This is a genomic window from Corynebacterium antarcticum (assembly GCF_016595285.2).
GTDB lineage: Bacteria > Actinomycetota > Actinomycetes > Mycobacteriales > Mycobacteriaceae > Corynebacterium > Corynebacterium antarcticum.
The window spans coordinates 323956-350384 of sequence record NZ_JAENIP020000002.1 but is presented as its reverse complement, the minus strand read 5'-3'; the positions used below and the strand labels follow the sequence as shown (position 1 = coordinate 350384).

At 68.3% G+C, this 26429-nt stretch carries 26 protein-coding genes; 6 read left to right on the top strand and 20 right to left on the bottom strand.

What is annotated here, in order from left to right; all coding sequences use genetic code 11:
* Positions 1-44: 44 nt before the first annotated feature.
* Genes JIM95_RS05755 through JIM95_RS05745 form a run of 3 tightly spaced genes read left to right on the top strand, consistent with a single transcriptional unit; the run spans position 45 to position 2516 of the window.
* Positions 45-359 carry a hypothetical protein gene (locus tag JIM95_RS05755; protein WP_200257813.1) on the top strand — a complete coding sequence of 105 codons (315 nt, stop codon included), beginning with the start codon at positions 45-47 and terminating at the stop codon, positions 357-359.
* A gap of 33 nt (positions 360-392) precedes the next feature.
* Positions 393-1565: an o-succinylbenzoate--CoA ligase gene (gene menE, locus JIM95_RS05750; protein ID WP_200257815.1), complete on the top strand. Its 1173-nt coding sequence runs from the start codon at positions 393-395 to the stop codon at positions 1563-1565.
* Between the two features lie 57 nt (positions 1566-1622).
* A complete protein-coding gene (locus JIM95_RS05745; protein ID WP_200257818.1) occupies positions 1623-2516 on the top strand; it encodes a 1,4-dihydroxy-2-naphthoate polyprenyltransferase in 894 nt (297 codons plus the stop codon).
* Positions 2517-2536: 20 nt separating this feature from the next.
* Here the strand turns inward: JIM95_RS05745 and JIM95_RS05740 are convergent, their stop codons facing one another.
* Complete coding sequence (locus JIM95_RS05740) at positions 2537-2857, bottom strand: DUF4229 domain-containing protein (RefSeq protein ID WP_248113175.1); 321 nt, start codon at positions 2855-2857, stop codon at positions 2537-2539.
* Positions 2858-2932: 75 nt separating this feature from the next.
* On the opposite strand from JIM95_RS05740, the gene JIM95_RS05735 reads away from it, so the two are divergent.
* Positions 2933-3238: a hypothetical protein gene (locus tag JIM95_RS05735; protein WP_200257819.1), complete on the top strand. Its 306-nt coding sequence runs from the start codon at positions 2933-2935 to the stop codon at positions 3236-3238.
* A 279-nt stretch (positions 3239-3517) separates the two neighbouring features.
* On the top strand, positions 3518-3928 hold the full coding sequence (locus JIM95_RS05730) for an ArsR/SmtB family transcription factor (RefSeq protein ID WP_234034572.1): 411 nt from the start codon (positions 3518-3520) through the stop codon (positions 3926-3928).
* Positions 3929-3968: 40 nt separating this feature from the next.
* Here JIM95_RS05730 and rfbA read toward each other — a convergent pair whose 3' ends face one another.
* The 13 genes from rfbA to hemE all read right to left on the bottom strand — a co-directional run bounded on the left by rfbA (position 3969) and on the right by hemE (position 17045).
* Complete coding sequence (rfbA, locus tag JIM95_RS05725; protein WP_200257826.1) at positions 3969-4838, bottom strand: glucose-1-phosphate thymidylyltransferase RfbA; 870 nt, start codon at positions 4836-4838, stop codon at positions 3969-3971.
* Positions 4835-5467, bottom strand: a complete 633-nt coding sequence (rfbC, locus tag JIM95_RS05720; protein ID WP_200257828.1) for a dTDP-4-dehydrorhamnose 3,5-epimerase — start codon at positions 5465-5467, stop codon at positions 4835-4837. Before rfbC ends, rfbA begins: the two co-directional genes overlap by 4 nt.
* A 28-nt stretch (positions 5468-5495) precedes the next feature.
* Positions 5496-6500, bottom strand: a complete 1005-nt coding sequence (rfbB, locus tag JIM95_RS05715) for a dTDP-glucose 4,6-dehydratase (protein ID WP_200257830.1) — start codon at positions 6498-6500, stop codon at positions 5496-5498.
* Between the two features lie 30 nt (positions 6501-6530).
* Positions 6531-7172: a LysE family transporter gene (locus JIM95_RS05710; RefSeq protein WP_200257832.1), complete on the bottom strand. Its 642-nt coding sequence runs from the start codon at positions 7170-7172 to the stop codon at positions 6531-6533.
* Positions 7173-7433: 261 nt separating this feature from the next.
* Positions 7434-7628, bottom strand: a complete 195-nt coding sequence (locus JIM95_RS05705) for a hypothetical protein (protein WP_200257834.1) — start codon at positions 7626-7628, stop codon at positions 7434-7436.
* Positions 7629-7992: 364 nt separating this feature from the next.
* Positions 7993-8982, bottom strand: coding sequence for a c-type cytochrome biogenesis protein CcsB (gene ccsB / locus JIM95_RS05700; protein WP_200257837.1), 990 nt, complete (start codon positions 8980-8982; stop codon positions 7993-7995).
* A 105-nt stretch (positions 8983-9087) separates the two neighbouring features.
* Positions 9088-10686, bottom strand: coding sequence for a cytochrome c biogenesis protein ResB (locus tag JIM95_RS05695; RefSeq protein WP_200257839.1), 1599 nt, complete (start codon positions 10684-10686; stop codon positions 9088-9090).
* A 188-nt stretch (positions 10687-10874) separates the two neighbouring features.
* On the bottom strand, positions 10875-11696 hold the full coding sequence (locus tag JIM95_RS05690; RefSeq protein WP_248113171.1) for a cytochrome c biogenesis CcdA family protein: 822 nt from the start codon (positions 11694-11696) through the stop codon (positions 10875-10877).
* Positions 11693-12298 (bottom strand): TlpA disulfide reductase family protein, encoded by a 606-nt coding sequence (locus JIM95_RS05685; protein ID WP_200257841.1) that lies wholly within the window; start codon positions 12296-12298, stop codon positions 11693-11695. The genes JIM95_RS05690 and JIM95_RS05685 overlap by 4 nt, the downstream gene beginning before the upstream one ends.
* Positions 12299-12300: 2 nt before the next feature.
* Positions 12301-12903, bottom strand: coding sequence for a histidine phosphatase family protein (locus JIM95_RS05680; protein WP_200257843.1), 603 nt, complete (start codon positions 12901-12903; stop codon positions 12301-12303).
* Positions 12904-12940: 37 nt separating this feature from the next.
* Positions 12941-14257 (bottom strand): glutamate-1-semialdehyde 2,1-aminomutase, encoded by a 1317-nt coding sequence (gene hemL / locus JIM95_RS05675; RefSeq protein WP_200257845.1) that lies wholly within the window; start codon positions 14255-14257, stop codon positions 12941-12943.
* A 168-nt stretch (positions 14258-14425) separates the two neighbouring features.
* A complete protein-coding gene (locus JIM95_RS05670; RefSeq protein WP_200257847.1) occupies positions 14426-15850 on the bottom strand; it encodes a protoporphyrinogen oxidase in 1425 nt (474 codons plus the stop codon).
* A 121-nt stretch (positions 15851-15971) separates the two neighbouring features.
* Positions 15972-17045, bottom strand: coding sequence for a uroporphyrinogen decarboxylase (gene hemE, locus JIM95_RS05665; protein WP_200257849.1), 1074 nt, complete (start codon positions 17043-17045; stop codon positions 15972-15974).
* Between the two features lie 188 nt (positions 17046-17233).
* On the opposite strand from hemE, the gene JIM95_RS05660 reads away from it, so the two are divergent.
* A complete protein-coding gene (locus JIM95_RS05660; protein WP_200257851.1) occupies positions 17234-18400 on the top strand; it encodes an NAD(P)-dependent malic enzyme in 1167 nt (388 codons plus the stop codon).
* A 26-nt stretch (positions 18401-18426) separates the two neighbouring features.
* Here JIM95_RS05660 and JIM95_RS05655 read toward each other — a convergent pair whose 3' ends face one another.
* From JIM95_RS05655 to hemC, 6 genes are all read right to left on the bottom strand, one after another.
* Complete coding sequence (locus tag JIM95_RS05655) at positions 18427-20958, bottom strand: heavy metal translocating P-type ATPase (protein ID WP_200258590.1); 2532 nt, start codon at positions 20956-20958, stop codon at positions 18427-18429.
* 251 nt (positions 20959-21209) lie between these two features.
* Positions 21210-21758, bottom strand: coding sequence for a hypothetical protein (locus tag JIM95_RS05650; protein WP_200257853.1), 549 nt, complete (start codon positions 21756-21758; stop codon positions 21210-21212).
* 168 nt (positions 21759-21926) lie between these two features.
* Positions 21927-22940 (bottom strand): porphobilinogen synthase, encoded by a 1014-nt coding sequence (gene hemB / locus JIM95_RS05645; protein ID WP_267169333.1) that lies wholly within the window; start codon positions 22938-22940, stop codon positions 21927-21929.
* A gap of 104 nt (positions 22941-23044) precedes the next feature.
* Positions 23045-24733: a bifunctional uroporphyrinogen-III C-methyltransferase/uroporphyrinogen-III synthase gene (locus tag JIM95_RS05640; RefSeq protein WP_200257856.1), complete on the bottom strand. Its 1689-nt coding sequence runs from the start codon at positions 24731-24733 to the stop codon at positions 23045-23047.
* Positions 24734-24994: 261 nt separating this feature from the next.
* Complete coding sequence (locus tag JIM95_RS05635; protein ID WP_234034573.1) at positions 24995-25408, bottom strand: hypothetical protein; 414 nt, start codon at positions 25406-25408, stop codon at positions 24995-24997.
* A 2-nt stretch (positions 25409-25410) separates the two neighbouring features.
* Positions 25411-26316: a hydroxymethylbilane synthase gene (hemC, locus tag JIM95_RS05630; protein WP_200257861.1), complete on the bottom strand. Its 906-nt coding sequence runs from the start codon at positions 26314-26316 to the stop codon at positions 25411-25413.
* Positions 26317-26429: the final 113 nt, after the last annotated feature.

Genomic DNA, 26429 nt, shown 5'->3' with positions numbered 1-26429 from the left:
CACGCGGATCCCGCGATCCCCCCCAAAGAAAGGAGGCCGGCACAATGTCCCTGCTCCACGTGTCCGCCACGAGTCCACTACTCGGTGCAGTCGGCCGGATTCTCAACTGGCTGCGCCCGGCGCCGGCACCTGTGCCCGCTCCCCTGACCGTCCTCGCCGAACCCGCGAAGATCCGGGAACTGCTCAAAGAGGATGACGACATCTTCGTCTGGTACCTCATTGAAGCCGGCATGACCCCTGCAACCAGGGAGGACGTCGAACTCGCCTGGATCATTCTCCACGGACTGCGCCCCAACGAGGAAACCGTCTCCCACCTCCGCGACGAGGTCCTCGAGCCGCTCGGGCTCAACGCCGGTTAGGCGGTACCGCACCGGGACGTAGACTCTGCTCCCATGAGCACCCGAATCCTGCGTCCGCTGCCCGTCCCTCCGGACGATCCCGCTGCGGTACTCCCCGACCTCGCCGACGCGATAGCCGGAAACGCCACCTGGCTTCCGGTGCCGGGGGGACCCGGCCGGGCGGACCGGGACCGGGCGGATATGCTGATCCGCTCCCAACGCTGCGGCGAACCCGTGGACCCGGGGGTCGCGGTCGTGGTCGCCACCTCAGGATCGACGGGAACACCCAAGGGCGCTCTCCTGACCCCCGCCAACCTCGTCGCCGCGGCGGATTCCACCCATTCGGCGTTGGCAGGGGAAGGCCACTGGCTCCTCGCGATGCCCGGCCACCACATCGCGGGCCTGCAGGTTCTGGTCCGGGCACTGGTGGCCGGAACCGAACCGGCCTGTCTCGATGTCTCGACCGGTTTCCACGTGGACGCGTTCGCCGACCTGTCCGCACGACTGTCCAGCGCCGCCACATCAGAGGGACTGCCCGCCTACACCGCACTCGTCCCGCTGCAGCTCGCCAAGGCCCTGGACACGCTCACCGGCATCGAGGCACTCCGCGAATTCGACGCGATCCTCGTCGGCGGCGGTCACCTCCCCCGCCATCTCCGGAACTCCTGTGACCGCCTCGGAATCCGCGTCGTCGCCACCTACGGATCATCCGAGACCACCGGTGGCTGCGTGTACGACGGACGCCCGGTACCCGGCGCGCGGGTCAGGGTCAGCGACGGCCGCATCCACCTCGGCGGACCGATGATCGCGGCCGGGTACCGGACCGCACCCCCGGGCGACGACTCCTTCGCCGAACCCGGCTGGTTCGCCACACGGGACCGCGGGGAGATCACCGAAGGAACCCTCACCGTCACCGGACGCCTGGACGACATCATCGACTCCGGTGGGCTGAAACTGGACCCCGGCATCATCGAGCACGCGATGCTCGACATCGACGGAATCGACTCGGCCTGCGTCGTCGGGATACCCCACCCACGACTCGGGCAGGCCGTGGTGGCCGCCTACACCGGCTCGATAGAACCGTGGGAGGTCGTCGAGGGACTTGATGAACTGCCCAGGTGGCAACTGCCGAAGGACATCCGCCACCTGGCGACGATGCCGGCCACCGGCCCCGGAAAACCTGACCGTGACGCCGTCAGGAGGCTGTTCGCCGCACGGGGGCGGTGAACACGGGTGCGGGGTGCCGATTGAGCACGCGACGAGACGGTCCGCCAAGATGGTGACATGGCTGATTCAACCACCACCCCGTCACCCCGGCCCGCGGACTGGATCGAGGGGGCCCGCCCCCACACCTGGCCGAACGCGTTCGCACCCGTCATCGCGGGCTCGGGAGCGGCCGCCGCAGTCTGCGGATTCGTCGCCTGGAAGGCGGTCTTCGCGGCAGTGGTCGCCCTCGCACTCATCATCGGGGTCAACTACGCCAACGACTACTCGGACGGCATCCGCGGCACCGACGACGATCGCTCGGGCCCGCTCCGGCTGACCGGGTCCGGACTCGCCCGCCCCGAACATGTCCGGGCGGCCGCGTTCGCCGCCTTCGGTGTCGCCGGTGCGTTCGGACTCGTCCTCTCCGCGACGAGCGCGTGGTGGTTGATCCTTCTGGGCGTGGCGTGCATCGCGGGCGCATGGTTCTACACCGGTGGAGAGAACCCCTACGGGTACCGGGGACTCGGCGAGGTCGCCGTTTTCGTGTTCTTCGGCCTCGTGGCGGTGCTCGGCACCGAATTCACGCAGGCCGGCCGGATCACGTGGACCGGACTGGCCGCCGCGGTCGCGGTGGGCTGCTTCTCCTCGGCGGTGAACCTCGCCAACAATCTCCGGGACATTCCCACCGACGCGGACAGCGGAAAGATCACCCTCGCGGTCCGGCTCGGGGACCGTGGAACCCGCCGCGTGTGGGTCCTCCTCGCCGGGGCCCCCTATCTGCTGAGCCTCGCCGTCGCCGCCGCACACCTTCCGGCACTCGCCGCGCTCATCGCACTACCGGTGTCGGTCGTGGCCGCCGAACCGGTGGTTCGGGGAAGGACGGGACGGGATCTCATTCCGGTCCTCGGCGCCACAGGGAAGGCCATGCTCCTGTGGTCGACGGTCACGGCGATCTCGCTGGCACTCAGCTGAACTCCCGCGGGACCGTGAAATCAGCGGGCGGCCAGCTGGCTCTTGACCCACTCCTTGTGCGCCTGCCGCTGCGCGTTCCACACAGCCAGATTCCGGGTCACCCTGAGACGTAGGGACCGGAACACGAACATCGAGAGCGGGAACGCGACCAGCAGTGCCAGCAGCGATGAGATGACCAGCGGAACCGGCGCACCGATGAGGACGGCCAGACCCTGGATGATCACGGTCAGCAGAAGGAACAGTCCCAACCGGGCCAGGCCGTAGAGCACCATGTCCCGTCGGACGCGACCACGTAGTTCCCTGTCGAGTTCCGGGGCATCATTGACGGCGTTATCACTCACATCCACCGACACTACTAAACCCCGGTACAGGGACCGTATTGTTGTTGGGGTAAACCCTGTCGGAAGGAATCCCCTGTGGGACGTCTCATACTGCTGCTCCTCATCATCGTCGTCGTCGTTCTGGTGTGGAAGGCCTTCGGCCCCGGAAGCCGCCGACGCTACCGCGCGACACCGGTGCAACCGCAGATCAAGGGCCCCGACGACGACGATGAGTTCCTCTGGAGCATCAAGAAGCAGCGCTTCAAGGAACGCCGCGCGGCCGAGCAGGCCGCCCGCGAGGAGGAGGAGCGCATGCGGCGGGCACGAGAAAAGTACACGCAGCGACCGGAAACCTCGACCGAAGGTGACGGATCCGACGATCCGGACACATCCCGCGAGTGACTTTTGTCACCCGTGGGCCCCATGTCGCAGCCCCGTCACCGGCACCAGCGGTCGATCACCCCTGAATCGCGGTGGATTCAGCCGCCCCGACCCTCGACCACATAGGTCCAGCACACCCCCGGTTTCGGACCATCCACGAACCGAAACCGAATGCCGGAGAGATCCTGACGGCACCCGCCCGACCAGGGGGGTATTCCGGTCCCCGCCCCGGCCACTCCGAACAAAAATGCACCGACCAGCAGTTATTAGGCTACCCACAGTTACGCTATATTGGGCAGCATGCCCTTCATGAAACAGCCGACCGACCCCACGAGCGGAGAACCGGGCCACCGCAAGGACGCCCCCACCTCCGGAGGTATCGCCGTCGACGAATGCCCGGATTTCACGGGCCCCCATGCTGTCCGGGCACTCCCCCCTGAACTCAGCGAACGTGCCAGCGAGCTGTTCAAGGCACTGGGAGATCCGACTCGACTGAAACTCCTCTATCTCATCGCGGAGAGCGACACCACCGAGATCTGCTCCCACGAGCTGTCCGTCGCCCTCCAGGTCTCCGCACCGACGATCACGCACCACATGAAGAAACTCGCCGCAGCCAAGCTGGTCAACCGTGAACAACGCGGAAAGTGGGCGTACTACACAGTCAACTCCGACGAGTTCAACCGGGTCCACTCCCTGATCCACGCCCTGTGACAGGCGGCGTCGCCCTCCGCCGGAACGGAAGTCCGACGCCTCATCTACCCCGCTGCAGTGTCTGCAGCAGATAGTCGCCGTAGCCGGACTTCCGCAGTGTCTGCGCCCGCTCGGCGAGCTCGGTGTCGTCCAGATACCCCATCCGCCACGCGACCTCCTCCGGGCAACCGATCTTGAGTCCCTGCCGCTGCTCGATGGTGCGCACGAAGTCCCCTGCGGCCATGAGCAGGTCGACCGTCCCGGTGTCGAGCCACGCCGTACCCCGGGGCAGCACCTGAACCTGCAACCGCCCACGTTCCAGATAGGCGGAGTTGATGTCGGTGATCTCCAGTTCTCCCCGGGCGCTCGGCGTCAACCCCCGTGCGATCTCGACGACATCGTTGTCGTAGAAGTAGAGCCCCGGTACCGCATAGTGCGACTTCGGTTCCGCGGGTTTCTCCTCGAGAGCCAGCGCGCGGCCGGACGCGTCGAACTCGACGACCCCGTAGGCGCAGGGGTCCGCGACCCAGTACGCGAAGATCGCGCCGCCCTCCGGCTCCGTGAACCGCCGTAGCTGGGTCCCCAGTCCCGCACCGTAGAAAATGTTGTCCCCGAGTATCAGCGCGACCGAATCATCGCCGATGTGCTCCGCCCCGAGAATGAATGCCTCAGCGAGACCGTTCGGTGCGGTCTGCGTGGCGAAGCTCAGCCGGATCCCGAACTGATCCCCGTCGCCGAGCAGCCGCTCGAACTGGGGCCGGTCGGCGGGGGTCGTGATGATCAGGATGTCGTCGATCCCGGCGAGCATCAGCGTCGACAACGGGTAGTAGATCATCGGCTTGTCGTAGACGGGGACGAGCTGCTTGCTCACCCCGAGGGTGATCGGGTGCAGACGTGAACCGGCACCTCCCGCGAGGATGATGCCCTTCACAGCCCTGCGTCCTCATTCGCCAGTGCCCAGCCGTTCTTCAGATCGGACTCGTGGGCGAGGCAGTCCCCGACGTCGGGGAGCATCCCGGACGCCCGTGCGGACGCCAGGGACGGCGCGGCGGCATCTTTGTCGGACACGATCCGGTCCCCCGCCGCCACGGGCCAGTCGATGCCGAGCTCCGGGTCGAAGGGGTCGATGCCGTGCTCGGCGTCCGGGTTGTATCCGGAGGAGGTCAGGTACACGACCGTCGCATCGGTGACCGCGGCGAACCCGTGGGCGAATCCCACGGGAATGTACAGGCAGCGTCGGTTCCCGTCGTTCAGTTCCACCGACACATGCCGACCGAAGGTGTCTGAGCCGGTGCGGATGTCGACCACGACGTCGACGATCCGGCCGTGCACGCACGTCACCCACTTCGCCTGCCCGGGCGGGACATCCGCGAAGTGCAGCCCCCGCACCACACCCGGTCGGGAGACACTCAGGTTCGCCTGCTGCAGGTCGAGCGGATACCCGGTGTGCTCCTCGAAGCGGGCGGCGGAGAACCACTCGTGGAAACTCCCGCGTGAATCAGGGAACACGCGGGGATCATCGACGAGGATCTCTGGCAGGTCGGGGTGCGGTGCAGGCATGTCCCCAGTCTAGCCGCGCGATACGCGGCTAGCCGATGACCTCCTCGGTGGCGGCGTAGTTCGCCTCGGCCGAGGAACGCGCCTCCCGCCACCACCCCGGGTTGTCCCGGTACCAGTCGACGGTCTGCTCGAGTCCCGCCCGGAAATCCGTGTAGCGGGGACGCCATCCGAGGGCCGTCGTCGAGGAGGGGTCGATGGCGTAGCGCCGGTCGTGACCGGGACGGTCGGTGACATGCACGAAGTCGTCCCTTCCTCGCCCGAAGATCTCCAGCAGGTCGCCCACCACCTCGCGGTTCGATCGCTCCCCGTCGGCACCGATGAGGTAGGTCCGTCCGATCTCACCGCGCTCTATGATCGTCCAGACCGCGTCGTTGTGGTCGTCGACGTGGATCCAGTCCCGCACATTGTCACCCGTGCCGTAGAGACGCGGGGTTCCCCCCTCAAGGAGCGCGGTGATCTGCCGCGGGATGAACTTCTCCGGGTGCTGGCGTGGGCCGTAGTTGTTGGAGCAGTTGCTGATCGTCGCCCTCAGTCCCGCAGAACGGACGTAGGCCCGCACGAAGTGGTCGCTCGCGGCCTTCGACGCCGAATACGGGCTCGAGGGATTGTAGGGCGTCTCCGGGGTGAACCTGGCCGGATCGTCGAGTGCCAGGTCCCCGAACACCTCGTCGGTGGAGACGTGGTGGAACCGGACCCCGTGCCGTGCCGCGGCCTCCACGAGTGTCACGGTCCCCTCCACGTTGGTGCGGACGAAGGCGAAGGGGTCGCGCAGTGAGTTGTCGTTGTGGCTCTCGGCGGCGAAATGCACCACGAGATCCGCTTCCGCGACAAGCTCGTCGACGAGGTCCGCCGCGCGGATGTCCTCCTTCAACAGCGCGAACCGTGCGGGATCCAGTCCCGTGAGATTCGCGGGATTGGCGGCGTAGGTCATCGCGTCCAGGACGGTGACACTGGTGTCGGGGCGGCTGTCCAGGGTGCGGCGGACGAAGTTCGAGCCGATGAAACCGGCACCACCGGTGACGAGGATTCTCATGTCGCAGATTCTAGTGCCGGTAGCGACCGGTCAGTGCCCCGCGGCGACCAGTGCGGCCATGAGAAGGAGAAGGAGGCCGCCGGCCGCCTGGATCCACATCATTCCGCCTTCGGATCCGGTGAGCCAGCCCCGGACCCGGGCGGCGGCCTCCACCCAGCCGGCGTCGATGATCAGGCCGGTGATGAGGGGGACCAGACTGAGGATCACCAATCCCGGCAGGGGGTCGACGCCCGCGGGCAGATATCCGGGGATGATCGTGCCGAACATGACGATCACCTTGGGGTTCGATGCGCCGACGAGCAGACCGGAGATGAACGCCGATCTCACACCACTGTTCTCCGGCCGGATCTCGGGGATCTCGAGTCCTGTCGGCCGCCGGTGGAGATGCCATGCGGCCCGCAGGTAGACGACGACCCCCAGGGCGATCAGCACCACCACCCCCACCCAGCGGAGGACGGTGAGGAAGCTCGTGGTTCTCGCCGCAATCGTCCCGACCGCGGTGAGGATGAGAACTCCGGTGAACGCGATTCCGAGGGTGTTCCCCACCACCCCGGCCATCGCCGGGCGGCGCCCCACCGCGAGTGCCTGCCCGACGAGGAACACGATGCTCGGCCCGGGAACGGCGATGAGCACGGCGGACACCACGGTCAGCGCGAGGACGGCGGACAGCACAGAGCGTTTACCCCTGATCCAGAGAGTTGTCGGATTACCCGGGACACCCTACGGCACGGATGACGTCACCGTTCGTCCGGGCCATCGCGGAATCACTCTGCCCCCGCCGGGGCACGACCCCGGACTTCCCGCCGCTGAACCGGATGCTTCCCGGGAAACGGGCCCACCGGTGGCGTTCGGCGTCGACCACGCGGAACAGTGCGCCCGACTTTGCGTTGACCGTCAGCCCACCGCTCAGCGGAACCACGACCCGGAACAGAATCAGCGCATCTCCGAGTTCCGTTCCAGCTGAGTGGTCTCCTCCTGCGCTGATGAGTTGGGCGCGGATCCCACGGTGGGACCGGTGGTCGAAACGACCACCGGCGAGTCAGTGCTGACCTCGACGACCTCATTGTCCCGACCGTCGGCGACGGTGTCCGATTCGGCGGTACCGGCCGGCGGATCGGTGCGGTACACGACCGAAGTGCATGTGGGGCCCCGGAAGGCCGGTGAAAACACGGATGAGGAACAGAATCGCCCGGCGCGAAGGCGACACCGCCCGGAGCACGGATGACCAGAACCGGTTTTTTGGGGGACACGCACCGGCGCCGTCACGCCCGGATCTCGGTCGATCACGGCATCCGAACCGCAGGGACCGGATGGTGGGGTACAGAGGTTCCCGGAGAGGCCCCGGCGATATCCGGACCACCTGTTGCGGGATGTTCGACGATCCTGCCGTCGCTGTCCGTCCCACCGGGTCCGGAGAGATTCTCCGCCGGAGCCCATACCCACAGAAAAACCCTCCCGCCACGGGGAGGGTTCACCGGGTCCGATCAGAGGGTCAGTTGGCCAGTCCCGCGTAGGAGTGCAGGCCGGCGGTCACCAGGTTGATGAAGAAGAGGTTGAAGACCATCGCCGCGAGGCCCGCGATGTTGATCCAGGGGGCTGCCCTACGCCAGCTCGGTGTCGAACGGGCGTGGAGGTACGCGGCGTACAGGATCCAGGTGACGAAGGACATCGTCTCCTTGGGGTCCCAGCCCCAGAAGCGTCCCCAGGCCGATTCCGCCCAGAGGGCGCCGAGGATGACCCCGAGACCGAAGACCGGGACCGCCCATGTGGCAGCGCGGTAGGCGATCCGGTCGAGGGTGTCGGCGCCGGGAAGCGGACGGAGGATCTCACCGATCTTCCCGTGTTCCTCGCCCTTGGGCTGGCTCTGCCTGAACAGGTAGAGCATCGACGCGACACCGGAGAGCATGCAGATCCCGGCACCGAAGGACACGATCGACACGTGGATCGGCAGCCAGAACGAACGGAGCGCGGGAACCACCGGACCAGAGGCGACGTGCAGCTTCGTCCCGCCGTAGAACATGAGGATGAGCACGGGAACCAGCAGCCAGGGCCACATGGCCCGCAGGTCCTTACGCTGGATCACCAGTGCCGCGATCGCCATGGTGAGGAAGGTGACGAGGGAGATGTACTCGTAGAGGTTTCCCCAGGGGAACCGGCCCGCGGACAGGCCCCGTAGCACGATCGACGCCCCCTGGAGGATGAGTCCGAGCCACAGCATGGACTGGACCATTCCGCCGAGCTTGTCGACGCCACGCGCCGGTTCCGTACCCTCCCCGGGCGGCTGCGGGGTGTCTCCGGCGACCGTCCCGGTTCCCGAGACACCGACGAGTTCACGCTCACGGACGCCGACGGTCTCCGTGGCCACCTCACTCGAACGACGGATGTAGTAGACGAGCGCGATGACGAGACCGATGACGTAGATCACGAAAGCGGTCCGGTACGACAGATCGGAGAAATACGCCAGGTTGCTGTTGACGGGCATCAGATCCAACTCTCGGTGTCACATGTTTCCGGCCGCGGCACGAGAAGCCGCGGTTGTTCAAAAGTCCAGCTTACGCTACCGCGAGGAGGCGATTCCACCCCAGAGTCACCCGTCGTCGCCATCCTCGTCGTCCGGGAGACCGAGGAGTCTGCGGTGGAATCGTCCGTGTTCCTCGCCCCATCCGGCACTGTCGGTGCGGGACAGCCCGGCGGTCTCGACGACCGTTCCCCCGTCCCCGTCGGTGCGGACGCGCACCCAGACGCGACGCCGTTTCACGGCGAGGGAGAGCACCAGTCCCCCGAGCATCGCGATGGCGCTGACGAGGACCCACCGTTGGGTCGGGTCGTGACTGATCTGGAGGTTGACGAACTCATTCGCGCCGTCGAACGTCACCCGCGTCCCGTCATCCAGGGTCACGGATTCCCCGCGCAGCAGATTCACGCGCTCGATCTTCTGCATCGCACCGCTGTGGATCTGCCCGGAGTCCAGGCTGAAGATGCTCTGTCCTCGGCCGGCGTCGAGCCCCGTGTCCCCGCGGTAGATGTCGATCGCCAGTGCGGGATCACGCATGGCGGGGTACGCGGAGCTCAGGAGTTCCCCGTTCTCACCGGTGAACTGGGCGGTGGGCGCGAACAGTCCCTGGATTCCGAGCTGGTTCTGGCGCCGCTCGAACAGATCCGGGTACATTCCCGCCGGCGGGTCGAAGCGCATCGCGCCGGACGAGAGGAAGGAGGTCAGGTCGTCGGGCCGGAACTGCACCATCTGTGTGCGGGACTCCCCGTTCGGCCAGGTCACCGTGATCCGCGGAGCGAACCCGTGACCCTGGAGGTAGATTCTGTCGCCCTCGATCCGGAGCGGATGATTCACCCGCAGGGTGTAGGGCTCCCACTCCGAGGGATCGGTGAAGATGCCGTCGCCCTTCGCCCACCTGATGTTCGAGGTGAACATCTCAGCCTGGCCGTTGGGAAGGTAGTCCGCGGTGAAGTCCTCGACCTCGACGCAGAACGGGGAGAGGTCGGTGCCGTCCACCAGCGTGCCCCACCTGTAGGAGTCGTAGTTGGCGAAGGCGGTGTTGCAGAACTGGGAGTTGTCCGCTCCCGCCACGACGATGACCTGTCCCTCGTAGTACACCAACCTGCCGAATCCGATGGTGAAGAGGATTCCGACCAGCCCCAGGTGGAACACGAGATTGCCGAATTCGCGTGCGTACCCGCGCTCGGCGGACAGGGATCTCGCTCCCGCGCGGTCCTCCTCCGCGGAGTACTCCGCCACGCGCCATCCCCTGAGAAGGCCACGGGCCTCGGTGAATATCTCGTCGGGTGTCTGTTCCACCTTCCCTGACCCGTGGTGCGGGAGCCGGGACAGGTTGCGCGGCGTCCGCACCGGGCGGCTGCGCATGGAGCGGTAGTGTTCGATCGAACGAGGGAGGATGCACCCGATCAGGGAGATGAACAACAGAACGTAGATCGCGGTGTACCAGCTGGAACTGAACACGTCGAACAGTTCGAGCCGGTCGTAGATCTCCGCGACTCTGCCGTTGGCCTCTATGTAGTCCGTGACCGTCTGCTCGTTGAGCTGGCGCTGCGGAAGCAGGGCGCCGGGGATCGCACCGAACGCGAGGAGGAACAGCAGCGCCAGGGCGGTGCGCATGCTGGTGAGCCAGCGCCATGCCTTCAACGGATAACTGGAGAGGGTGGTCAGCATCGTCGGGGTCTTCGTCCTCCAGCGGGAAACGGGTGCCGGGGTGACTGGGCCCCGGATGGGTCATCGACGTGTCAATCTACCAGTCGCGGCACCCGCGGCCTGATTCGTGGATCTGAAGGTACGTGCCGTCCGGGGTGGATGCCGCTCACCGGAGAAGCCTCGGTCGCGGAGGGACGCCAGTGAACCGTCTAGATCAGTGTTCCGCCGTATTCGACGGTCCACTGCCGGACCCAGTTGATGAAGTGCGCCCACTGGCCGCTGATGAGGGCGAGCCCCACGAGGATCAGGGTCACCCCGCCGATGATCTGGATGGTTCGGGAGTGCCTCCGTAGCCAGCCGACCCCCCGCATGGCGGAGGCTGATCCCAGGGCCACGACGATGAATGGGAGTCCTAGTCCGAGGCAGTAGGCGACGATGAGTGCGACGCCACGCGCGGCGGTCATTCCCTCCGTTCCCACGGAGACGGAGATGATCGCGGCGAGGGTCGGCCCCAGGCACGGGGTCCATCCGAGCGCGAAGACACCACCGAGAAGGGGCGCGCCGATCCAGGTGGACCACTTGCGGGGATGCATCCTCCGCTCGGTCTGGAGGGGCCGGATGAATCCCAGGAACGCGACACCCATGATGACGGTGACGACTCCGCCGATGCGTTGGAGCAGCTCGGCGTTGAGGGTCAGGGCGCTGATGGCCCCGAAGACGGTGGCGGTGGCGAGGACGAAGATGACGGTGAAACCGAGGACGAACAGAAGTGCGGCTCCGGCGACGCGCCACCGCCCGCGCCCGGCGACGCGGGGACCACCGTCGGGCGGGTACTCCATCTCCCCGCCGACGACACCGGCGAGGTAGGACATGTATCCGGGAACGAGAGGGACGACGCAGGGGCTGGCGAAGGACACCAGTCCGGCGAGTGCCGCCGCGAGCAGGCCGAGCAGCAGCGGACCGGACACCGCCGCATCAGCCACGCGGGAACCGAACCCGGCGTCCGCGAGCAGGATGAGACCGTCGGTCACGGGGCCTCCTCCAGAAGCGGTCCGGTGACCGCGAGGATGTCATCTGCGGTGATCTCCCGGAGGAACACGGCCGCGGGCCGGTGCTTCCTGTCGAGGACGATCGTCGTGGGGATCACGGAGGCGGGGATGCCACCGAGCGCAGCCGCCGTCTTGAACGGCGGATCGTAGATGGAGGGGTACGTCAGTCCGTTGTCCGCCATGAAGTCACGGGAGATCTCCGGGGAGTAGTCCCGGACGTTGATGCCGAGAACCGTCCCCCCGTGTCCCTCGAGCTCATCCTGCACCACCTGGAGATCGTCCGATTCCGTGCGGCAGGGGCCGCACCACTGGCCCCACGCGTTCAGGACGACGACCTCGCCGTCGTAGTCGGACAGATCGATGATCTCGCCGGGGTTCTTCAGCGATTCCCCGGAGAACGGGGTGACCGGGCGGCGTTCCTCCTCGGGATAGGTGATCTCGAGGGCACCGCCGGGCGAGGCGAACTGGAACGTCTCCACCGTCGCGGCGGGGGTGTCCGCGTCGCCGTCGGTGGAGCAGCCGGCGATCAGGATCGCCGTGGCCGCCAGGACAGCGGTGAGTGTGCGGCTGGGGCGGGAGGGCATCGTCAGATCTCCTGCGCCGGTTCCGTGTAGTAGATGTCGCTGATCTCCCTGTCCTGGAACACGAGGGAGGTCACGGACGCGAGGTTGCACTGACGGGACAGGTGCGCCAGCGGCAGTTCCTGGACGGTGCGCTGCACGCAGACGACGGGCAGCTGATGGCTGACGAGGATGGCCTCGTGTCCCTCGGCGTCGTTCCGCGCCCGCTCCACCGCGGTCATCATCCGTTCGGCGATCTCGGTGTAGGGCTCGCCCCAGCTCGGTTCCCACGGTCGGATCAGCAGCGGCCAGCGGGAGGGGTTCCACAGCTGGGACCTCCAGCCCTTGGTCCGCAGTCCCTCGAACCGGTTCCCCGCCTCAAGCAGGTTCTCGTCGGTGTCGATGTCGCAGCCGGTGATCCGGGCGAAGGGCTCCGCGGTCTCCTGAGCCCGTTGCAGGGGCGAGGCGCGGAGAACCGTGACGTCATGGCCGGTGAAGCTGGCCGCGGTGCAGGCGACCTGACTGCGCCCTCTGGCGGAGAGCCGGTATCCGGGGATCCTCCCGTAGAGGATACGTTCGGGGTTGAAGACCTCTCCGTGCCGGACGAGGTGGACGATCGTGGTGCTCATGGGGCGCTTTCGGTCGTGGTGTGGGACGTGGACTGGGTCAGGCTGTGGCCGCTGCTGCGGCCTTCGCCGCGGGAACGAGGGCGGCCTCGATGCGTGCGAAGTCGTCGTCGGTGAGCGCGGAGGAGACGAACCAGGTCTCGAACACGGACGGGGAGACGAACACCCCGTTGTCCAGCAGTGCGTGGAAGAAAGGCGGGAAGCGGAAGGTGTCGGCTGCCTGCATGTCCGCGAAGTTCCGGCCCTCACCGTCGGCGAAGCGGACGGAGAGCATGTTGGACGCGCGCTGGATGTGGTGGGCCACACCCTCACGGGTCAGGGCCTCGGACACGAGGGCGTCGAGCCGGTCGGCGTTCGCATTCACGGTGTCGTAGACCTCCCGGGTGGCGAGGCGCAGTGACGCCATGCCCGCGGCCACGGCGACGGGGTTCCCGGAGAGGGTTCCCGCCTGGTAGACGGGCCCACCGGGGGCGAGACGTTCCATGATGTCGCGGCGGCCGCCGAAGGCCGCCGCCGGCAGCCCACCGGAGATGACCTTGCCGAAGGTCGTCAGATCCCCGGCGACCCCGTCGACGCCGTACCAGCCGGAGTAGGAGGTTCGGAAGCCGGTCATGACCTCGTCGATGATCAGGAGGGCGCCGTCTTCGTGGGCGATCTCCTTCAGCGCGGCGTTGAAACCGGGGGCCGGGGCGACGGTGCCCATGTTTCCGGCTGCCGCCTCGGTGATGATGCAGGCGATCTCACCGGCGTTCCCGGCGAAGGCGGCACGCACGGCGTCCAGGTCGTTGTAGGGCACGACGATCGTGTCCTGCGCTGTCGCCCCGGTGACCCCGGGCGAGTCCGGGAGGGAGTACGTGGCGACGCCGGAGCCGGCGGAGACCAGCAGCGAGTCGACGTGCCCGTGGTAGCATCCGGCGAACTTCAGCACCTTGGGTCGCCCGGTGTATCCGCGGGCCAGTCGGACGGCCGACATGGTGGCCTCGGTGCCGGAGTTGACCAGGCGTACCTCGTCGACGCTGGTGCGCTCGACGACGAGCTCGGCGAGTTCGACCTCGGTGGTGGTGGGGGCTCCGTAGCTCAGTCCGCGGGCGGCGGCGTCCTGCACGGCGGCGACGATCTCGGAGTGGGCGTTGCCCATGAGCATCGGACCCCAGGAGCAGAACAGGTCGACGTAGTCGTTGCCGTCCACGTCGGTGAGGTGGCTGCCCTCGGCGGAGGCGATGAAGCGGCTCTGCCCGCCGACGGAACCGAAGGCCCGGACGGGCGAGTTCACCCCGCCCGGGGTGAACGCTCGGGCGCGCTCGAACCAGCGCGCGGAGCCGGCGGTGTTCTGGGACGTCGGAAAGCGTGAAGTCATGGGGCCATTGTAGGCGGTGCCTGCGTGGTCTCCACGTCGCACGGTCGGGACCTCCGGAACCCGGACCGTTCGTCTCCGGTGAACTCGACTCCTGCCGTGCGGGGAGCACGGGGCCGCTCCCCCGGCTTCTTCACCCGTCACGGTGACGATGTGTGCGCGCTCAGGGGACTAGTTGCCTTCCACGAGCCTGCGCGCCGCCGCCCGTGCACCGGAGATGACCGCCGGCACACCCACGCCGTCGACCCAGGCACCGGCGACGTCGACGGCCGGGGTTCCACCGAGTGCCGCTCTCACGGCGGCGACGGTGTCGAGGTGGGTGTCGGAGTAGCGGGGCAGCCCGCCCCACCAGTATCGGGTGTAGATCTCGGAGAGCCCGGCGGCGCGCCCGTCGAATCCGGTGATGGCCTGCAGGTCGTCGAGGGCGTGGTCGACGAGTTCGTCCTCCTCGATCTTCAGCATGGAGTCGTCGCCGAAGGTACCGAAGGAGGCCCGGACGAAGGCCCCTCCCCGTTCGCCGATGTGCGGCCACTTCTTCGAGGAGAAGGTGAATGCCTTGGCGTGCATGTCGGGCTCATCGGCGGCGATGAGGATCCCGGAGTGGTCGGGCAGACCGTCGCCGCAGTCGAAGCGCATGCCGACGACGACGGAGGAGGACAGTTTCACCTCCCGTGCGGCGGTCGCGGCATCGGGGGCGACGTCGCGCAGGAGGACTGCTGCGGTGGGGGCGGGAACGGTGATCAGGACCCGGTCGTAGGCCGTGTCGCCGGCCCCGGTGATCCGGTGGCGCCCGCCCTCCGCCACGATCCCGGAGACGAAGGTGTCGAGGTGGATGTCCGCCCCGGACTGTTCGGCGAGCTCCTCGTAGAGCTCGGCGTATCCGCCGCGGAACGCGCCGAACACGGGGGTTTTCTCCGGGGTGAGCTTCTCTTTCGGGGTGAGGGTCTTACGTGCCTGCTTCTTCTCGTCGAGATTCTTCAGCGCACGGCTCAGGGTGACCCTCTCCCCCGCCTCGGCGAGGGCATCGAGCTCCGCGGCGAGCTGCGGCACGGTGGCACGCAGCCCGAGGTCATCTGCGGGGCAGGAGTACACGCCACCGAGGAGCGCGGAGACGACGTGGTCGACGACGTCGTCGCCGAAGCGCTCCCGCACCAGCCGGCCGACGCTCGTGTCCGCGCCGACGGTCCAGTCGATGCCGGGTGCGTCGCCCTCGGCGTCGATCCGGGCGCGGGTGTCCTCCCCGACGAGATCCCCCAGCGACGCCGAGGCGGAGGGGATGCCCATGACGGTGTCGTGCGGCAGAGGGTGGAGCCGCCCGCCGGAGTAGATCATCGAGGTGTGCGGCCCGGGGTGGACGATGCGGTCGGCGAGGCCGAGTTCGGTGAAGAATTCCGTCGCGTCGGCACGGAACGCGAGATATGCCTCGGCGCCCATGTCCGTCGGTCCCGCGTCGAACGCGACGGTGTGCAGTTTGCCGCCGATGCGGTCGGTGGCCTCGAAGACGTCGATGTGCGCGTCCGGATCCAGGGTGTGGATCTCCCGGGCTGCGGTGAGGCCGGCGAGGCCGGCTCCGATGATGGCGTACGAGGTGCTCACGGGTTGGACAGTGCTCCTGTGGGAAGGGTGCCGGTTGATGTTCGGGGCGTTTCCCACCAAGCCTAGTACCCCGGCGCGGACAGGTTCCCGCGGGCCGTGGTGCGTGGAACGAGCATCCGTTCTACCCCGCGTGGATCGCGGCGACGGCGGCGGTGATCGCGTCGGGGTCGGTGTCCGGGAGCACTCCGTGCCCGAGGTTGAAGATGTGCCCGGTGGCGTCCCCGGCGGCGATCGCGGCGTTCGCTTCGGTGCGGATTCGGGCGATCTCCCGCTCGACGACCTGATCCCCGGCGAACAGGAGCGCGGGGTCGAGATTGCCCTGCAGAACCTTCGGGCCAGCGGAGGCGCGGATGCGGCGGGCGGCCTCGTCGAGGGGCACACGCCAGTCGACGCCCATCACCTCACTTCCCGCCTCCGCCATGGACCCCAGCAGTTCTCCGGTGGTGACACCGAAGTGGATCCGCGGGATCTCACCGGCGATGCTCGCCAGGATCTCGGTCGAGTACGGCAGGACGTGGTCCCGGTAGTCGCGTTCGGTGAGGAATCCCGCCCAGGAGTCGAACAGCTGCATGGCGTCGATACCCGCGGTGACCTGGGTGCGGAGGAAGGCGGTGACCGTGGGCACGATGCGACGCATGAGCGCGTGCCAGGTGTCGGGGTCGGCGTGCATCATCGCCTTGGTGACCTGATGATTCTTGCTGGGCCCACCTTCGACGAGGTAACTCGCGAGGGTGAAGGGCGCCCCGACGAAGCCGATGAGCGCCTGGGTGTCCGTCAGTTCGTCCAGGATGAGGTCGATGCCGGCGGCGACGGGTTCGACCTCGTGGTCCAGGACCGGGAGCGCGTCGACGTCCGCGCGGCTGCGGATCGGGTGCGCCACCACCGGACCACGACCCGGGACGATCTCCACGTCGACGCCGGCGGCCTTGAGGGGGACGACTATGTCGGAGAACAGGATCGCCGCATCGACGTCGTGTCTGCGGACGGGCTGCATGGTGATCTCGGCGAGGAGATCAGGCATGAAGCAGGAGTCCAGCATCGCGATACCCTCGCGGACCTTCCGGTATTCCGGCAGCGAGCGTCCCGCCTGGCGCATGAACCACACCGGCGGGCGGGAGGGTGTCCGGCCGGCGGCGGCGTCGAGGAGAGGGGCGTTGTCGAGCGTGCGGCGGGCCGCCGGTGAGGGTGCTGTCATGCGTCCCATCCTGCCTGACCCGCTCACCCGAAGGCCAGACGGACCGGCCCGGTGGTCGGATGGTGGGCGTGATCGCGTATGAATGCGGTCACACTCCACCCGCGAAACACCCCCCGTCACGCCAAGGGAGGTTTAAATGGTGACGTCACGTTCATTTCCCCCGCCAGAGGATCGTAGAGGACCCACCCATGAGCGACCATCACCCAGCGACACTGACCGACGCCGAGATCTTCGCGGCGCACGAGGGCGGCAAGATCGGGACGATGTCCCGTCGGCCGCTGGACACCGTACACGACCTGTCCATCGCCTACACCCCCGGTGTGGCCCGGGTGTGCGAGGCGATCCGGGAGGATCCCGCGCTCTCCCACGACTACACGTGGGCCGGCCGCAACGTCGCGGTGATCTCCGACGGCAGTGCCGTCCTGGGTCTGGGCGACATCGGGGCCAGGGCGGCACTGCCCGTCATGGAGGGCAAGGCCCAGCTGTTCGGCCGGTTCGCGGGGCTCAACGCCGTGCCCGTCGTGCTGGACACCACGGACGTCGATGAGCTGTTCGCCACGATCGTGGCCCTCGCCCCGTCGTTCGGTGCGATCAATCTCGAGGACATCTCGGCGCCCCGCTGCTTCGAGCTGGAGCGTCGCCTGATCGAGGCCCTCGACATCCCGGTGATGCACGATGACCAGCACGGCACGGCCATCGTGATCACAGCGGCGCTGCGCAACGCGTGCACACTGCTGGACCGGAAACTCAGGGACCTGAAGGTGGTCATCTCCGGGGCCGGTGCCGCGGGCGTCGCGTGCGCGAAGATGCTCATCCACGCGGGTATCCGGGACATCGTGATGCTCGATTCGAGGGGCATCATCCACCCGGACCGCACCCCGCTGAATTCGGTGAAGCAGGAGCTGGCGCGCATCACCAACCCCCGCCGTGTCTCGGGCGGCGTGGCCGAGGCCCTCACCGGCGCGGACACCTTCATCGGGCTGTCCCGCGGACACGTCGGCGAGGACGCGCTCAAACTCATGGCCCCGGAACCCATCCTGTTCTCCCTGGCCAATCCCGATCCGGAGATCACCCCGGAGCTCGCGTACGCCTACGGGGCGGTCGTCGCCACCGGGCGCAGCGACCTGCCCAACCAGATCAACAACGTGCTCGCCTTCCCCGGCATCTTCCAGGGGGCGCTCGCCGCCCGGGCCACGGGGATCACCCCGGCGATGAAACTCGCGGCGTCGAGGGCCATCGCGGACATCGCGGCGGAACGTCTCGACGCGGAGTACATCGTGCCCTCACCGCTCGACGCGCGGGTCGCCCCCGCGGTGAGCACCGCGGTGCAGGCCGCGGCACTCGCGGAGGGCTGAGCCCGGCGCGGGCGGGCGGCGGCGCGTCAGAACTTCCTGACCCGCTGCGAGCGGTACTCGATGATGAGCGAGGAGGCGACCATGAGGACGGTCGCCGCCATCGGGTGCAGGACACCCGCAGCCGCGGCGACCATCGCGACCCCGTTGTAGGTCCAGGCGAGGATGATGTTGCGGTCCGCGAGAGCCGACACCCGGCGGGACAGGACGATCATCTCGGGCACGGTCTCGACGTCCTCCCGCAGCAGCACGACATCGGCCTCGTCGTGGTCGAGGTCGTCGGCGGAACCCATGAGGACGCCGATGTCGGCGACCCGGAGACAACCGAGGACCGAGGTGTCGCCGACCATGGCGACGGTCTCGCCGCGGGCGTGCACGCTGCGCACCGCGATGTCCTTCTTGCCCGGCGCGATACCGGCCAGCACCTTCGAGATTCCGAGGTTGTCGGCGAAACGACGTGCGACGGGATAGGTGTCCCGGGTCAGCATCATCGTCTCCAGGCCGAGGTTCTCCAGCTCCGCGACGGCGTCGATCGCATCGTCCTTGACCTTGTCGTAGAGCGTGATGACGCCCCGCGCCCTGCCTTTCCAGCTGACCACCAGTGGGGTGCCGCCGGCTACGGACGCGGTCGCGAGGCGACCGTCGAGTTCCGAGAGGTCCCGTGGGCGCCACAGCGTGGCTTCAACGGTACGGAGCTCGAGGTTTCCGTCGGAGTCGGGCATCGGGATCTCGACCTGGCCGGAGAAGTTCCCGCCGTCGGTGATCCGGACGTGGTTGACCTCGATCCAGTGCGGGACCTCCTCGCCGCCGGCCCCTGAGTCGCGGGCCTCACGGGCGGCCCGGACGAGTGCCTTCGACACCGGGTGGTCGCTCTCCATCGCGAGCGCACCCGCGACGCGGAGCACGAGTTCGGGATTCTCCCCCATCTCGGTGGTGATCGTCTCGAGCGCCATCTCACCCTTCGCGAGGGTACCCACCCGGTTGAAGATGACCGTGGTGACCTCGTCTAGCTGGCGCATGGTCTCGGCGTTGCGCATGAGTACGCCGCGTCGGGCGGAGGTCTCGATACCCAGCCGCATGGCGATCGGGGTGGACAGGGCCAGTGCGACGGGTCCGACGCAGGCGAGCATGGCGAGACCGGTGGCGAAAGCGGCGTTGAGGTTGCCGCTGATCAGCCACCAGAGGAAGAAGTCGAGGGTCGCGAGACTGAGCGCCCACGGGACGAGCAGCGACGCGGAGCGGGTGGCCAGCTGCGCGGAACGGTTCTGGTACTGCGAGGCCTCAGCGATCCACCGGTGCATGCTCGCCAGGCGGGTGCGTGAACCGGTGCGCTGCACACGGATCTTCAGCGGTCCTCCGAGGTTCATGCCGCCGGCGTAGACGTCGCTGTTGACCTTGACGTCGAGTGTCTCCCGGCCACCACCGATCAGTCCGGGCACGATGGTCGACGCGCCACCGATGACCCGACCGTCGGACGGAATGACCTGGCCGGTGGGGACGATGATGTCGTCGCCGACGCGGACCTCCTGCAGGGGGATGGTCTTCTTCACCGGTTTGCCGCTGCGCGCGTTCTTCCTGACCACGGTCACCGCGGAGACCGAGGACTCGATGTTCTGTCCCTCCTCGTCGAGCAGGGAATTCCTGCCGGACCGGGTGGCCAGCCGTCCCGCCAGGAGCAGAACGGTCGATCCGCAGGCGACGTCGAGGAAGAGTTCCCCGGAGGAGAAGATCGAGTGGTTGACGGCGAGCCATTCGGGGGATGACGTCCATCCCACGTCACCGGCCTTCGTGAAGGTCAGCATCATGATCGACCACAGGTAGGCGGAGATGATCGCCACCGAACTGGCGGCGTCCAGAGCCGACATGCCCCGGCGCAGTCCGGCGACCATCGCCCGGTGGAACGGCCACGCTCCCCAGAGGACCACGGGGGTCGCGAGGGCGAGACACACCCACTGCCAGTAGTCGAACTGCAGGTCCCGGAAATAGTTCATCACCAGGACGGGAATGGTCAGTGCGAGGCTGACGAGAAACCGGAGCGGCGTGAGCAGGGCCCGGGCGGTGAAGAGCACGTCGGTGGGCTCCGCCTCCCGCGGGAGGGTCCGGACGTCCGACCGCAGGCGGCCCTTGTCCCGGGATTCCTGATCCACCTCACGGGGGGTCCGCGGGCCGGGACGGCGACCGAGTCCCCGGATGGACAACCCCGACCGGGAGTGCCGGTGCTGGGCGAGACGTTTCCGGCGGTTCGCTATCTCCAGGCGTTCCGCACGCCGGCGAAGCGATGACCGGGTGAGATAGGCCTTGACCCCCACCTCAGAGAGCCTGCGGATCAGTTCCTCCGGATTGACGTCGTCCGGCACCGTCACCCACGCGGTCGACGTCGGGTAGATCACGCTCGCGCGGACGCCCTCAATGTCGTTGAGGGCACGCTGGATCTCGGTGACGTGGACCGCGGACTTCACGCCGTCGAGTTCGAGGGCGAAGGAGGTCCACCCGCCGCCGGACCGGCGGGCGAGGCGCAGTTGGAGTGACTCGTCCCCGTTGCGGGCCCCGAGACCCGCCATGCGGGCGGCCTCTTTCGCATCGGCGATCGCCTCGGCGACCTGACGCTCCGATTCCTTCAGCTCCTCCGGGGTACTGTCCTGGACGAAGATCTCGGGAATGGGATTGGCGGCGGTCGTGGGGTCATCCTTTTTCGGCGTCACGGTTTTTCCTGGTGTCGGTCGGAAGGTGGACACACCCGGTACGCCGGGTGGAACGGTCCTCGGTGTTCGAATCTACCCGGATCGGGGCGCGGATCACGGGGTTTTCCCGGCTACCGCCCCGGAGCCACCGGGGATCCCCCGTCGCCGCCGTCCCCCTCCTGCCAATCAACGGCGTCGGCGCGGCGGCTGAAGATCAGGCCGAGGACACCGGCGACGGCGGTGAGGATCTGCAGACTCCCGTCGATGAGATACAGCGCCGTCGGCGCGGCGGTTCCCGTGGGGCTCGTCGTGAACACGACGACCGCGCGGACCGCGAAGTAGACGCTGAAGAACACCAGCAGGGTCCGCAACCACTTCCAGCCACTGTTGCGTGCGTAACCGTACACGGCGAACGCGAGGAGGACCATGATCCCGATTCCCAGTACCCCGGCCATGATGATCGCGACGGTGATCACATCGTCGACGGGGACCCCACGGGTGTCGCCGAAGTTCGCGTTGGCTTTGACCGCGGATGGATCGATGAGGCTGATCACCACGTTGAATATCTGGTGGATGATCTCGAGGACCACCATCGCCCACCACAGCTGGACCGCGAGTCGGCCGGATTCCGGGATGGTGGGGGCCGGTTTCGCCTGGGGCCGCCCGGGCTGCTGCGTCATACGGGTGTCCTGTCGTCGGGGATGGTGTGCTGCGTCGATCAACGGATCCCGGGTGCCGTCGGCGACCGCCGACGATCGGCGGTGCCCCGGGGATCCTGCGGAAGGACCGCTCCCCACGGTAGTTGCCGGTGCGCAGGGGGCCGACGTCGGGGGACGGTATCAGCCCGGCTAGGCCCCCTGGCCCTGCAACCTGCGGGCGGCATCCACCGCGAAATAGGTCAGGATCTGGTCCGCGCCCGCGCGCTTGATGGACGTCAACGACTCCATCATGACGGCGTCTGCGTCCACCCAGCCGTTCGCTCCCGCGGCCTTGATCATCGCGTACTCGCCGGACACCTGGTACGCGGCGACCGGAACGGGTGAAGTGTCGGCCACCGCCCTCAGGACGTCGAGGTACGGCAGCGCCGGCTTGACCATGACGAAATCGGCACCCTCCTCGACGTCGAGCTCGACCTCGAGGAGGGACTCCCGGAAGTTGGCGGGGTCCTGCTGGTAGGCGCGCCGGTCACCGTCGAGGGATGAGCCGACCGCTTCCCGGAAGGGACCGAAGAAGGCGGAGGCGTACTTCGCGGAGTAGGCCATGATCGCGACATCGCCGTGGCCGGCGTCGTCGAGGGCCTCCCGGATCGCCGCGACCTGGCCGTCCATCATGCCCGAGGGACTGACGATGTGGGCACCGGCCTCCGCCTGGGAGACCGCCATCCTCCGGTACAGCTCCACGGTCGCGTCATTGTCGACGATCGTCTTCCCCGAGCGGTCCTCGGTGAGGACACCGCAGTGCCCGTGGTCGGTGAATTCGTCGAGGCAGGTGTCGGCCATGACGAGGATCTCGTCACCGAAGCGCTCGCGGACAGCGGCGACGCCACGGTTAAGGATGCCGTCGGCACGCCAGGCGACGGAACCGGTGGCGTCCTTGTCCCCGGGGCGGGGGACCCCGAACAGGTCGATGCACCGGATCCCCGCGTCGCGGGCCTCCTCCACGGCGGCGAGGAGCGAACCGGTGGTGTGCTGCACGACCCCGGGCATGGAGCCGATGGGGTTGGGTCCGTCGATGCCGTCGGCGATGAACATCGGGAGAATGAAGTCCGCGGGGCGGAGCGTGCTCTCGGCGACCAGCTCACGCATCGCCGAGCTCGTGCGCAGACGGCGCGGGCGACGGACCGGACGGGAAGAAACAGTCACGGGAAACAGACCTCTCGAAAGGGTTGCGGGTGTCGGACAGGGACTCACCTACTGTCCTACTCCCCCACCGGTGGGCCGTGCACGGCCCACCGGTGGGGGAGGGATCAGGAGTTCGTCCGCCGCGAGCGACGCTTCTTGCGCGGGGGCGGGAGCTGCCCCGCGGCCCGCAGGGCAGCCACGTGGGCGGCGAGTGCATCGACGAGCTCGGCGACCCCGGCGACCTCCGGCTGGACATCGACCCTGAGTCCCATCTCCGCGGCGGTGGCCGCGGCCATCGGGCCGATGCAGGCGATGATCGTCCGCTGGTGGGGTTTCCCCGCGATGCCGACGAGGTTGCGCACGGTGGACGAGGAGGTGAAGCACACGGCGTCGAAACCACCGGACTTGATCATCTCCCGGATCTCGGCGCTGGGTGGGGCCGCCCGGACGGTGCGGTAGGCGACGATGTCGTCGACCTCCCATCCGAGGTCGACGAGTCCTTCGACGAGGGTCTCGGTCGCGATGTCGGCGCGCGGCAGCAGGACCCTGCCGACGGGGTCCAGATCGGAGTCGTACTCGGGGAACACCTCGACCAGGCCGATCGCGTTCTGGTTGTTGGAGCGCGGGGTGAGTTCCGGGGTGATACCCAGGTCACGGATGGCGGCCGCGGTCTTGTGACCGACGGCGGCGATCCGGACTCCGGCGAAGGAACGGGCGTCGAGACCGAAATCGGCCATCTTCGACCACAGCGCCTTCACGGCGTTGACCGAGGTCAGTACGACCCACTGGTAGCGGCCCTCGACGATGCCCTTGACGGCGCGTTCCATCTGCGCCGGATTCCGCGGTGGCTCCACGGAGATCGTGGGCACCTCCTGCGGGATCGCGCCGTGGCTGGCGAGCCTGGTCGACATCGGTGCGGCCTGCTCCTTGGCGCGGGGCACGAGGACCCGCCACCCGTACAGCGGCCGGTTCTCCCACCAGGAGTACTTCGAGCGGTCATCCACCGAGGTACCGAGTGAGACGACGAGCTGGCCGGGGAGCTCTCCGTCGAGTTTGCCCAGGGTGGACAGGGTGGTGTCGTGGGTGCGCTGGAGCCGCGTCGTTCCGTGGACGGTGACCGAGACCGGGGTCTGCGGGGACATGCCACATCCGAGGAGTTTCTCCGCGATGGTCACCAGCTGCTCCCTGGTGGCCTGCAGCACGAGCGGCTGCGGCGCGGTGGCGAGCTGCCCCCAGTCGACGTCGTCGCCGCGGGTGATGTCGGTCTCCGTGTAGGTCGAACCCAGGGCGATGCCGGCGAAAGCGGGGACCGTCGAGGGGACGGACATGCCGGGAACCACCTGGAACTCGAGGCCCGCGGCGGCGACGGCGTTGATCTCGGCGAGAACGGAATCGCTGGTGAGGGGGTTCCCGGCGACGAGTCGGATGACATCTGAGCCGTCGGCCACACCCTCGGCGAGGAGCTTCGCCACTTCTTCCGGGGTGACGTCGGTGATCTCGGTGATCTCCGCGGCGGTCGGTGCCGGCGGACGCGGGGGCTTGCGGCGCGCACCCGCGGCCTTCGCCTCCGCGCACTGCCGCGCGTAGGCCTCGTCCGCGGCGTCGAGCTTCGCCTGCGGCACGGCGAGTTCACTGGCCACGATCTCGCGGACACCTCCGAGCACCCCTGGGTCGGTCAACGCGATCGCCGTGTGGCTGAGAACCTCACGGGCACGGACGGTCAGGAGATCGGGATTACCCGGACCCGCGCCGACGAAGATGACATTTCCCGTCGTGGGTTCCTGGGCCTCGGGGGCCGGATGGGCCATGCTCATGTGTGTCTTTTCTTCAAGGCTCGGGTTCTCGGGCGCGGCCCGGCTGGACGCCGCACGTGACGGACAGAAACTAGTGCTCCGGGGCGGTGCCGGATACCCCGGTACGACCGCAACGCCCGGACCGGACACCGCGGAGGGCGTGACGGACGGGTGGACCGGACGATCCCCCGGTCACGTTGTCCGTGGGCTGCCCGTGGGCGTTGAGCGCATACGAGGACAACGATAAAGCATCGACGGCAGGGTTGAAAACCAGCGAGGCTTTCAGGGGGAATGCGTACCGTAGAGGCCGCCCGCCGGCTCCCGTTCGACGCTCAGTCGGGCGAGGAGCTGCTCCGCCTCCGGGGTGGCGATCACGATCCGCTGCACCGTGGGGTGGTCGAGCAGGATCTCCATCCCCGGTTCGGAGCCGTGACACACGGCGAAGGTCGAGGCGGTTCCCCGTCCCGCCGGGACCACCGGCCCGGTGAGCGTCCCGGATCGGGTCACGCCGTTGATGGCGATTCCGGAGAGGCTCGATCCCGCGGGCCTCTCCACCGCCGCGGCGGCGTTACGCAGCGGGCGCGCCGCGAGGATCGCACGCCTGGGAACGGTCAGGTTGCTGCGTCTCGCCGCGGCCTTCTCCCACCAGTGCAGCCGCACCGTGAGTGCGGTGTCGGTCAGCTCCACCCGGACCATGGTCAGGCGCCCCCGGCGGCCGTCATGATGTCGACGGCCCCCCGATCCAGGAGCTGTCGGGCGAGATCATCACCGAGTTCGAGGTGGTGGTCGACGTCCGCGGTCCCGGAGACGACGAGTCGGGTGGAGCCGTCGAGCGCGAAGACGCCCGCGGTCAGGGTGATGCGGTCACCGTCGATCGTGGCGTGGCTGGCGACGGGGGCGGTGCACCCGGCCTCCAGTCGGGCGAGGATACGGCGTTCGGCTGCGGCGCACGCGGTGGCGGCCGGATCGAGCAGCGTCCCGATGGCGGTGACCGCCCCGGGGTCGGACTGCCTGCACTCCACCGCGAGGGCCCCCTGCGCCGGTGCGGGAACCAGGACGTCCGGGGCGAAGACCTCGGTCGCCCGGTCCCCCATGCCGGTGCGTTCGAGCCCCGCGTAGGCCAGCACGACGGCATCGAGGCGGCCGTCGGTGACGTGACCCATCCGGGTGTCGATGTTGCCGCGCAGGGGGCGGATGTCGAGGTCAGGGCGCAGGCTGCGGAGCTGGCTCACCCGGCGCGGTGCGGAGGTCCCCACCCGGGCCCCCTCGGGGAGGCCATCCAGCGTCAGGCCGTCGCGGGCGATGAGCGCCTCGCGGGCGTCCGCGCGCGGGGGGACGACGAGGCGGAACCGGGGGTCGGGAGCGGTGGGCAGGTCCTTGAAGGAGTGCACCGCCATATCGCAGTCTCCGGCGGCCATGGCGTCACGCAGTGCCTGGGTGAACACGCCGACGCCGATGCGCTCGACGGGGGCCTGCGAGCGGTCGCCGGGGGTGGTGATGATGGTGAGCTCGGCGTCGAAGCCGGCTGCGATGAGCGCGTCACGGATGGTCCCTGCCTGGGTGGTCGCCAGCTGGGATCCGCGGGTACCGATGCGGAAGGTCACTGCCGCTGCCTTTCTGCGACGCCGTATCGGCGTCACCGGATCGTCATGTCGTCGTGGGCCGCCTGCTGCGGGGAGCGGTGCCGCCGAATCTGACTCCAGCGTTCCACGACGGC

Bases quoted from the DNA above. Each gene is read 5' to 3' on its own strand.
- JIM95_RS05755 (WP_200257813.1), top strand. From the start codon at position 45: ATGTCCCTGCTCCACGTGTCCGCCACGAGTCCACTACTCGGTGCAGTC.
- menE (WP_200257815.1), top strand. From the start codon at position 393: ATGAGCACCCGAATCCTGCGTCCGCTGCCCGTCCCTCCGGACGATCCC.
- JIM95_RS05745 (WP_200257818.1), top strand. From the start codon at position 1,623: ATGGCTGATTCAACCACCACCCCGTCACCCCGGCCCGCGGACTGGATC.
- JIM95_RS05730 (WP_234034572.1), top strand. From the start codon at position 3,518: ATGCCCTTCATGAAACAGCCGACCGACCCCACGAGCGGAGAACCGGGC.
- rfbC (WP_200257828.1), bottom strand. From the start codon at position 5,467: ATGCCTGCACCGCACCCCGACCTGCCAGAGATCCTCGTCGATGATCCC.
- rfbB (WP_200257830.1), bottom strand. From the start codon at position 6,500: ATGAGAATCCTCGTCACCGGTGGTGCCGGTTTCATCGGCTCGAACTTC.
- ccsB (WP_200257837.1), bottom strand. From the start codon at position 8,982: ATGCCCGTCAACAGCAACCTGGCGTATTTCTCCGATCTGTCGTACCGG.
- JIM95_RS05695 (WP_200257839.1), bottom strand. From the start codon at position 10,686: ATGCTGACCACCCTCTCCAGTTATCCGTTGAAGGCATGGCGCTGGCTC.
- JIM95_RS05685 (WP_200257841.1), bottom strand. From the start codon at position 12,298: ATGCCCTCCCGCCCCAGCCGCACACTCACCGCTGTCCTGGCGGCCACG.
- JIM95_RS05680 (WP_200257843.1), bottom strand. From the start codon at position 12,903: ATGAGCACCACGATCGTCCACCTCGTCCGGCACGGAGAGGTCTTCAAC.
- hemL (WP_200257845.1), bottom strand. From the start codon at position 14,257: ATGACTTCACGCTTTCCGACGTCCCAGAACACCGCCGGCTCCGCGCGC.
- hemE (WP_200257849.1), bottom strand. From the start codon at position 17,045: ATGACAGCACCCTCACCGGCGGCCCGCCGCACGCTCGACAACGCCCCT.
- JIM95_RS05660 (WP_200257851.1), top strand. From the start codon at position 17,234: ATGAGCGACCATCACCCAGCGACACTGACCGACGCCGAGATCTTCGCG.
- JIM95_RS05655 (WP_200258590.1), bottom strand. From the start codon at position 20,958: ATGGCGGGTCTCGGGGCCCGCAACGGGGACGAGTCACTCCAACTGCGC.
- JIM95_RS05650 (WP_200257853.1), bottom strand. From the start codon at position 21,758: ATGACGCAGCAGCCCGGGCGGCCCCAGGCGAAACCGGCCCCCACCATC.
- JIM95_RS05640 (WP_200257856.1), bottom strand. From the start codon at position 24,733: ATGAGCATGGCCCATCCGGCCCCCGAGGCCCAGGAACCCACGACGGGA.
- JIM95_RS05635 (WP_234034573.1), bottom strand. From the start codon at position 25,408: ATGGTCCGGGTGGAGCTGACCGACACCGCACTCACGGTGCGGCTGCAC.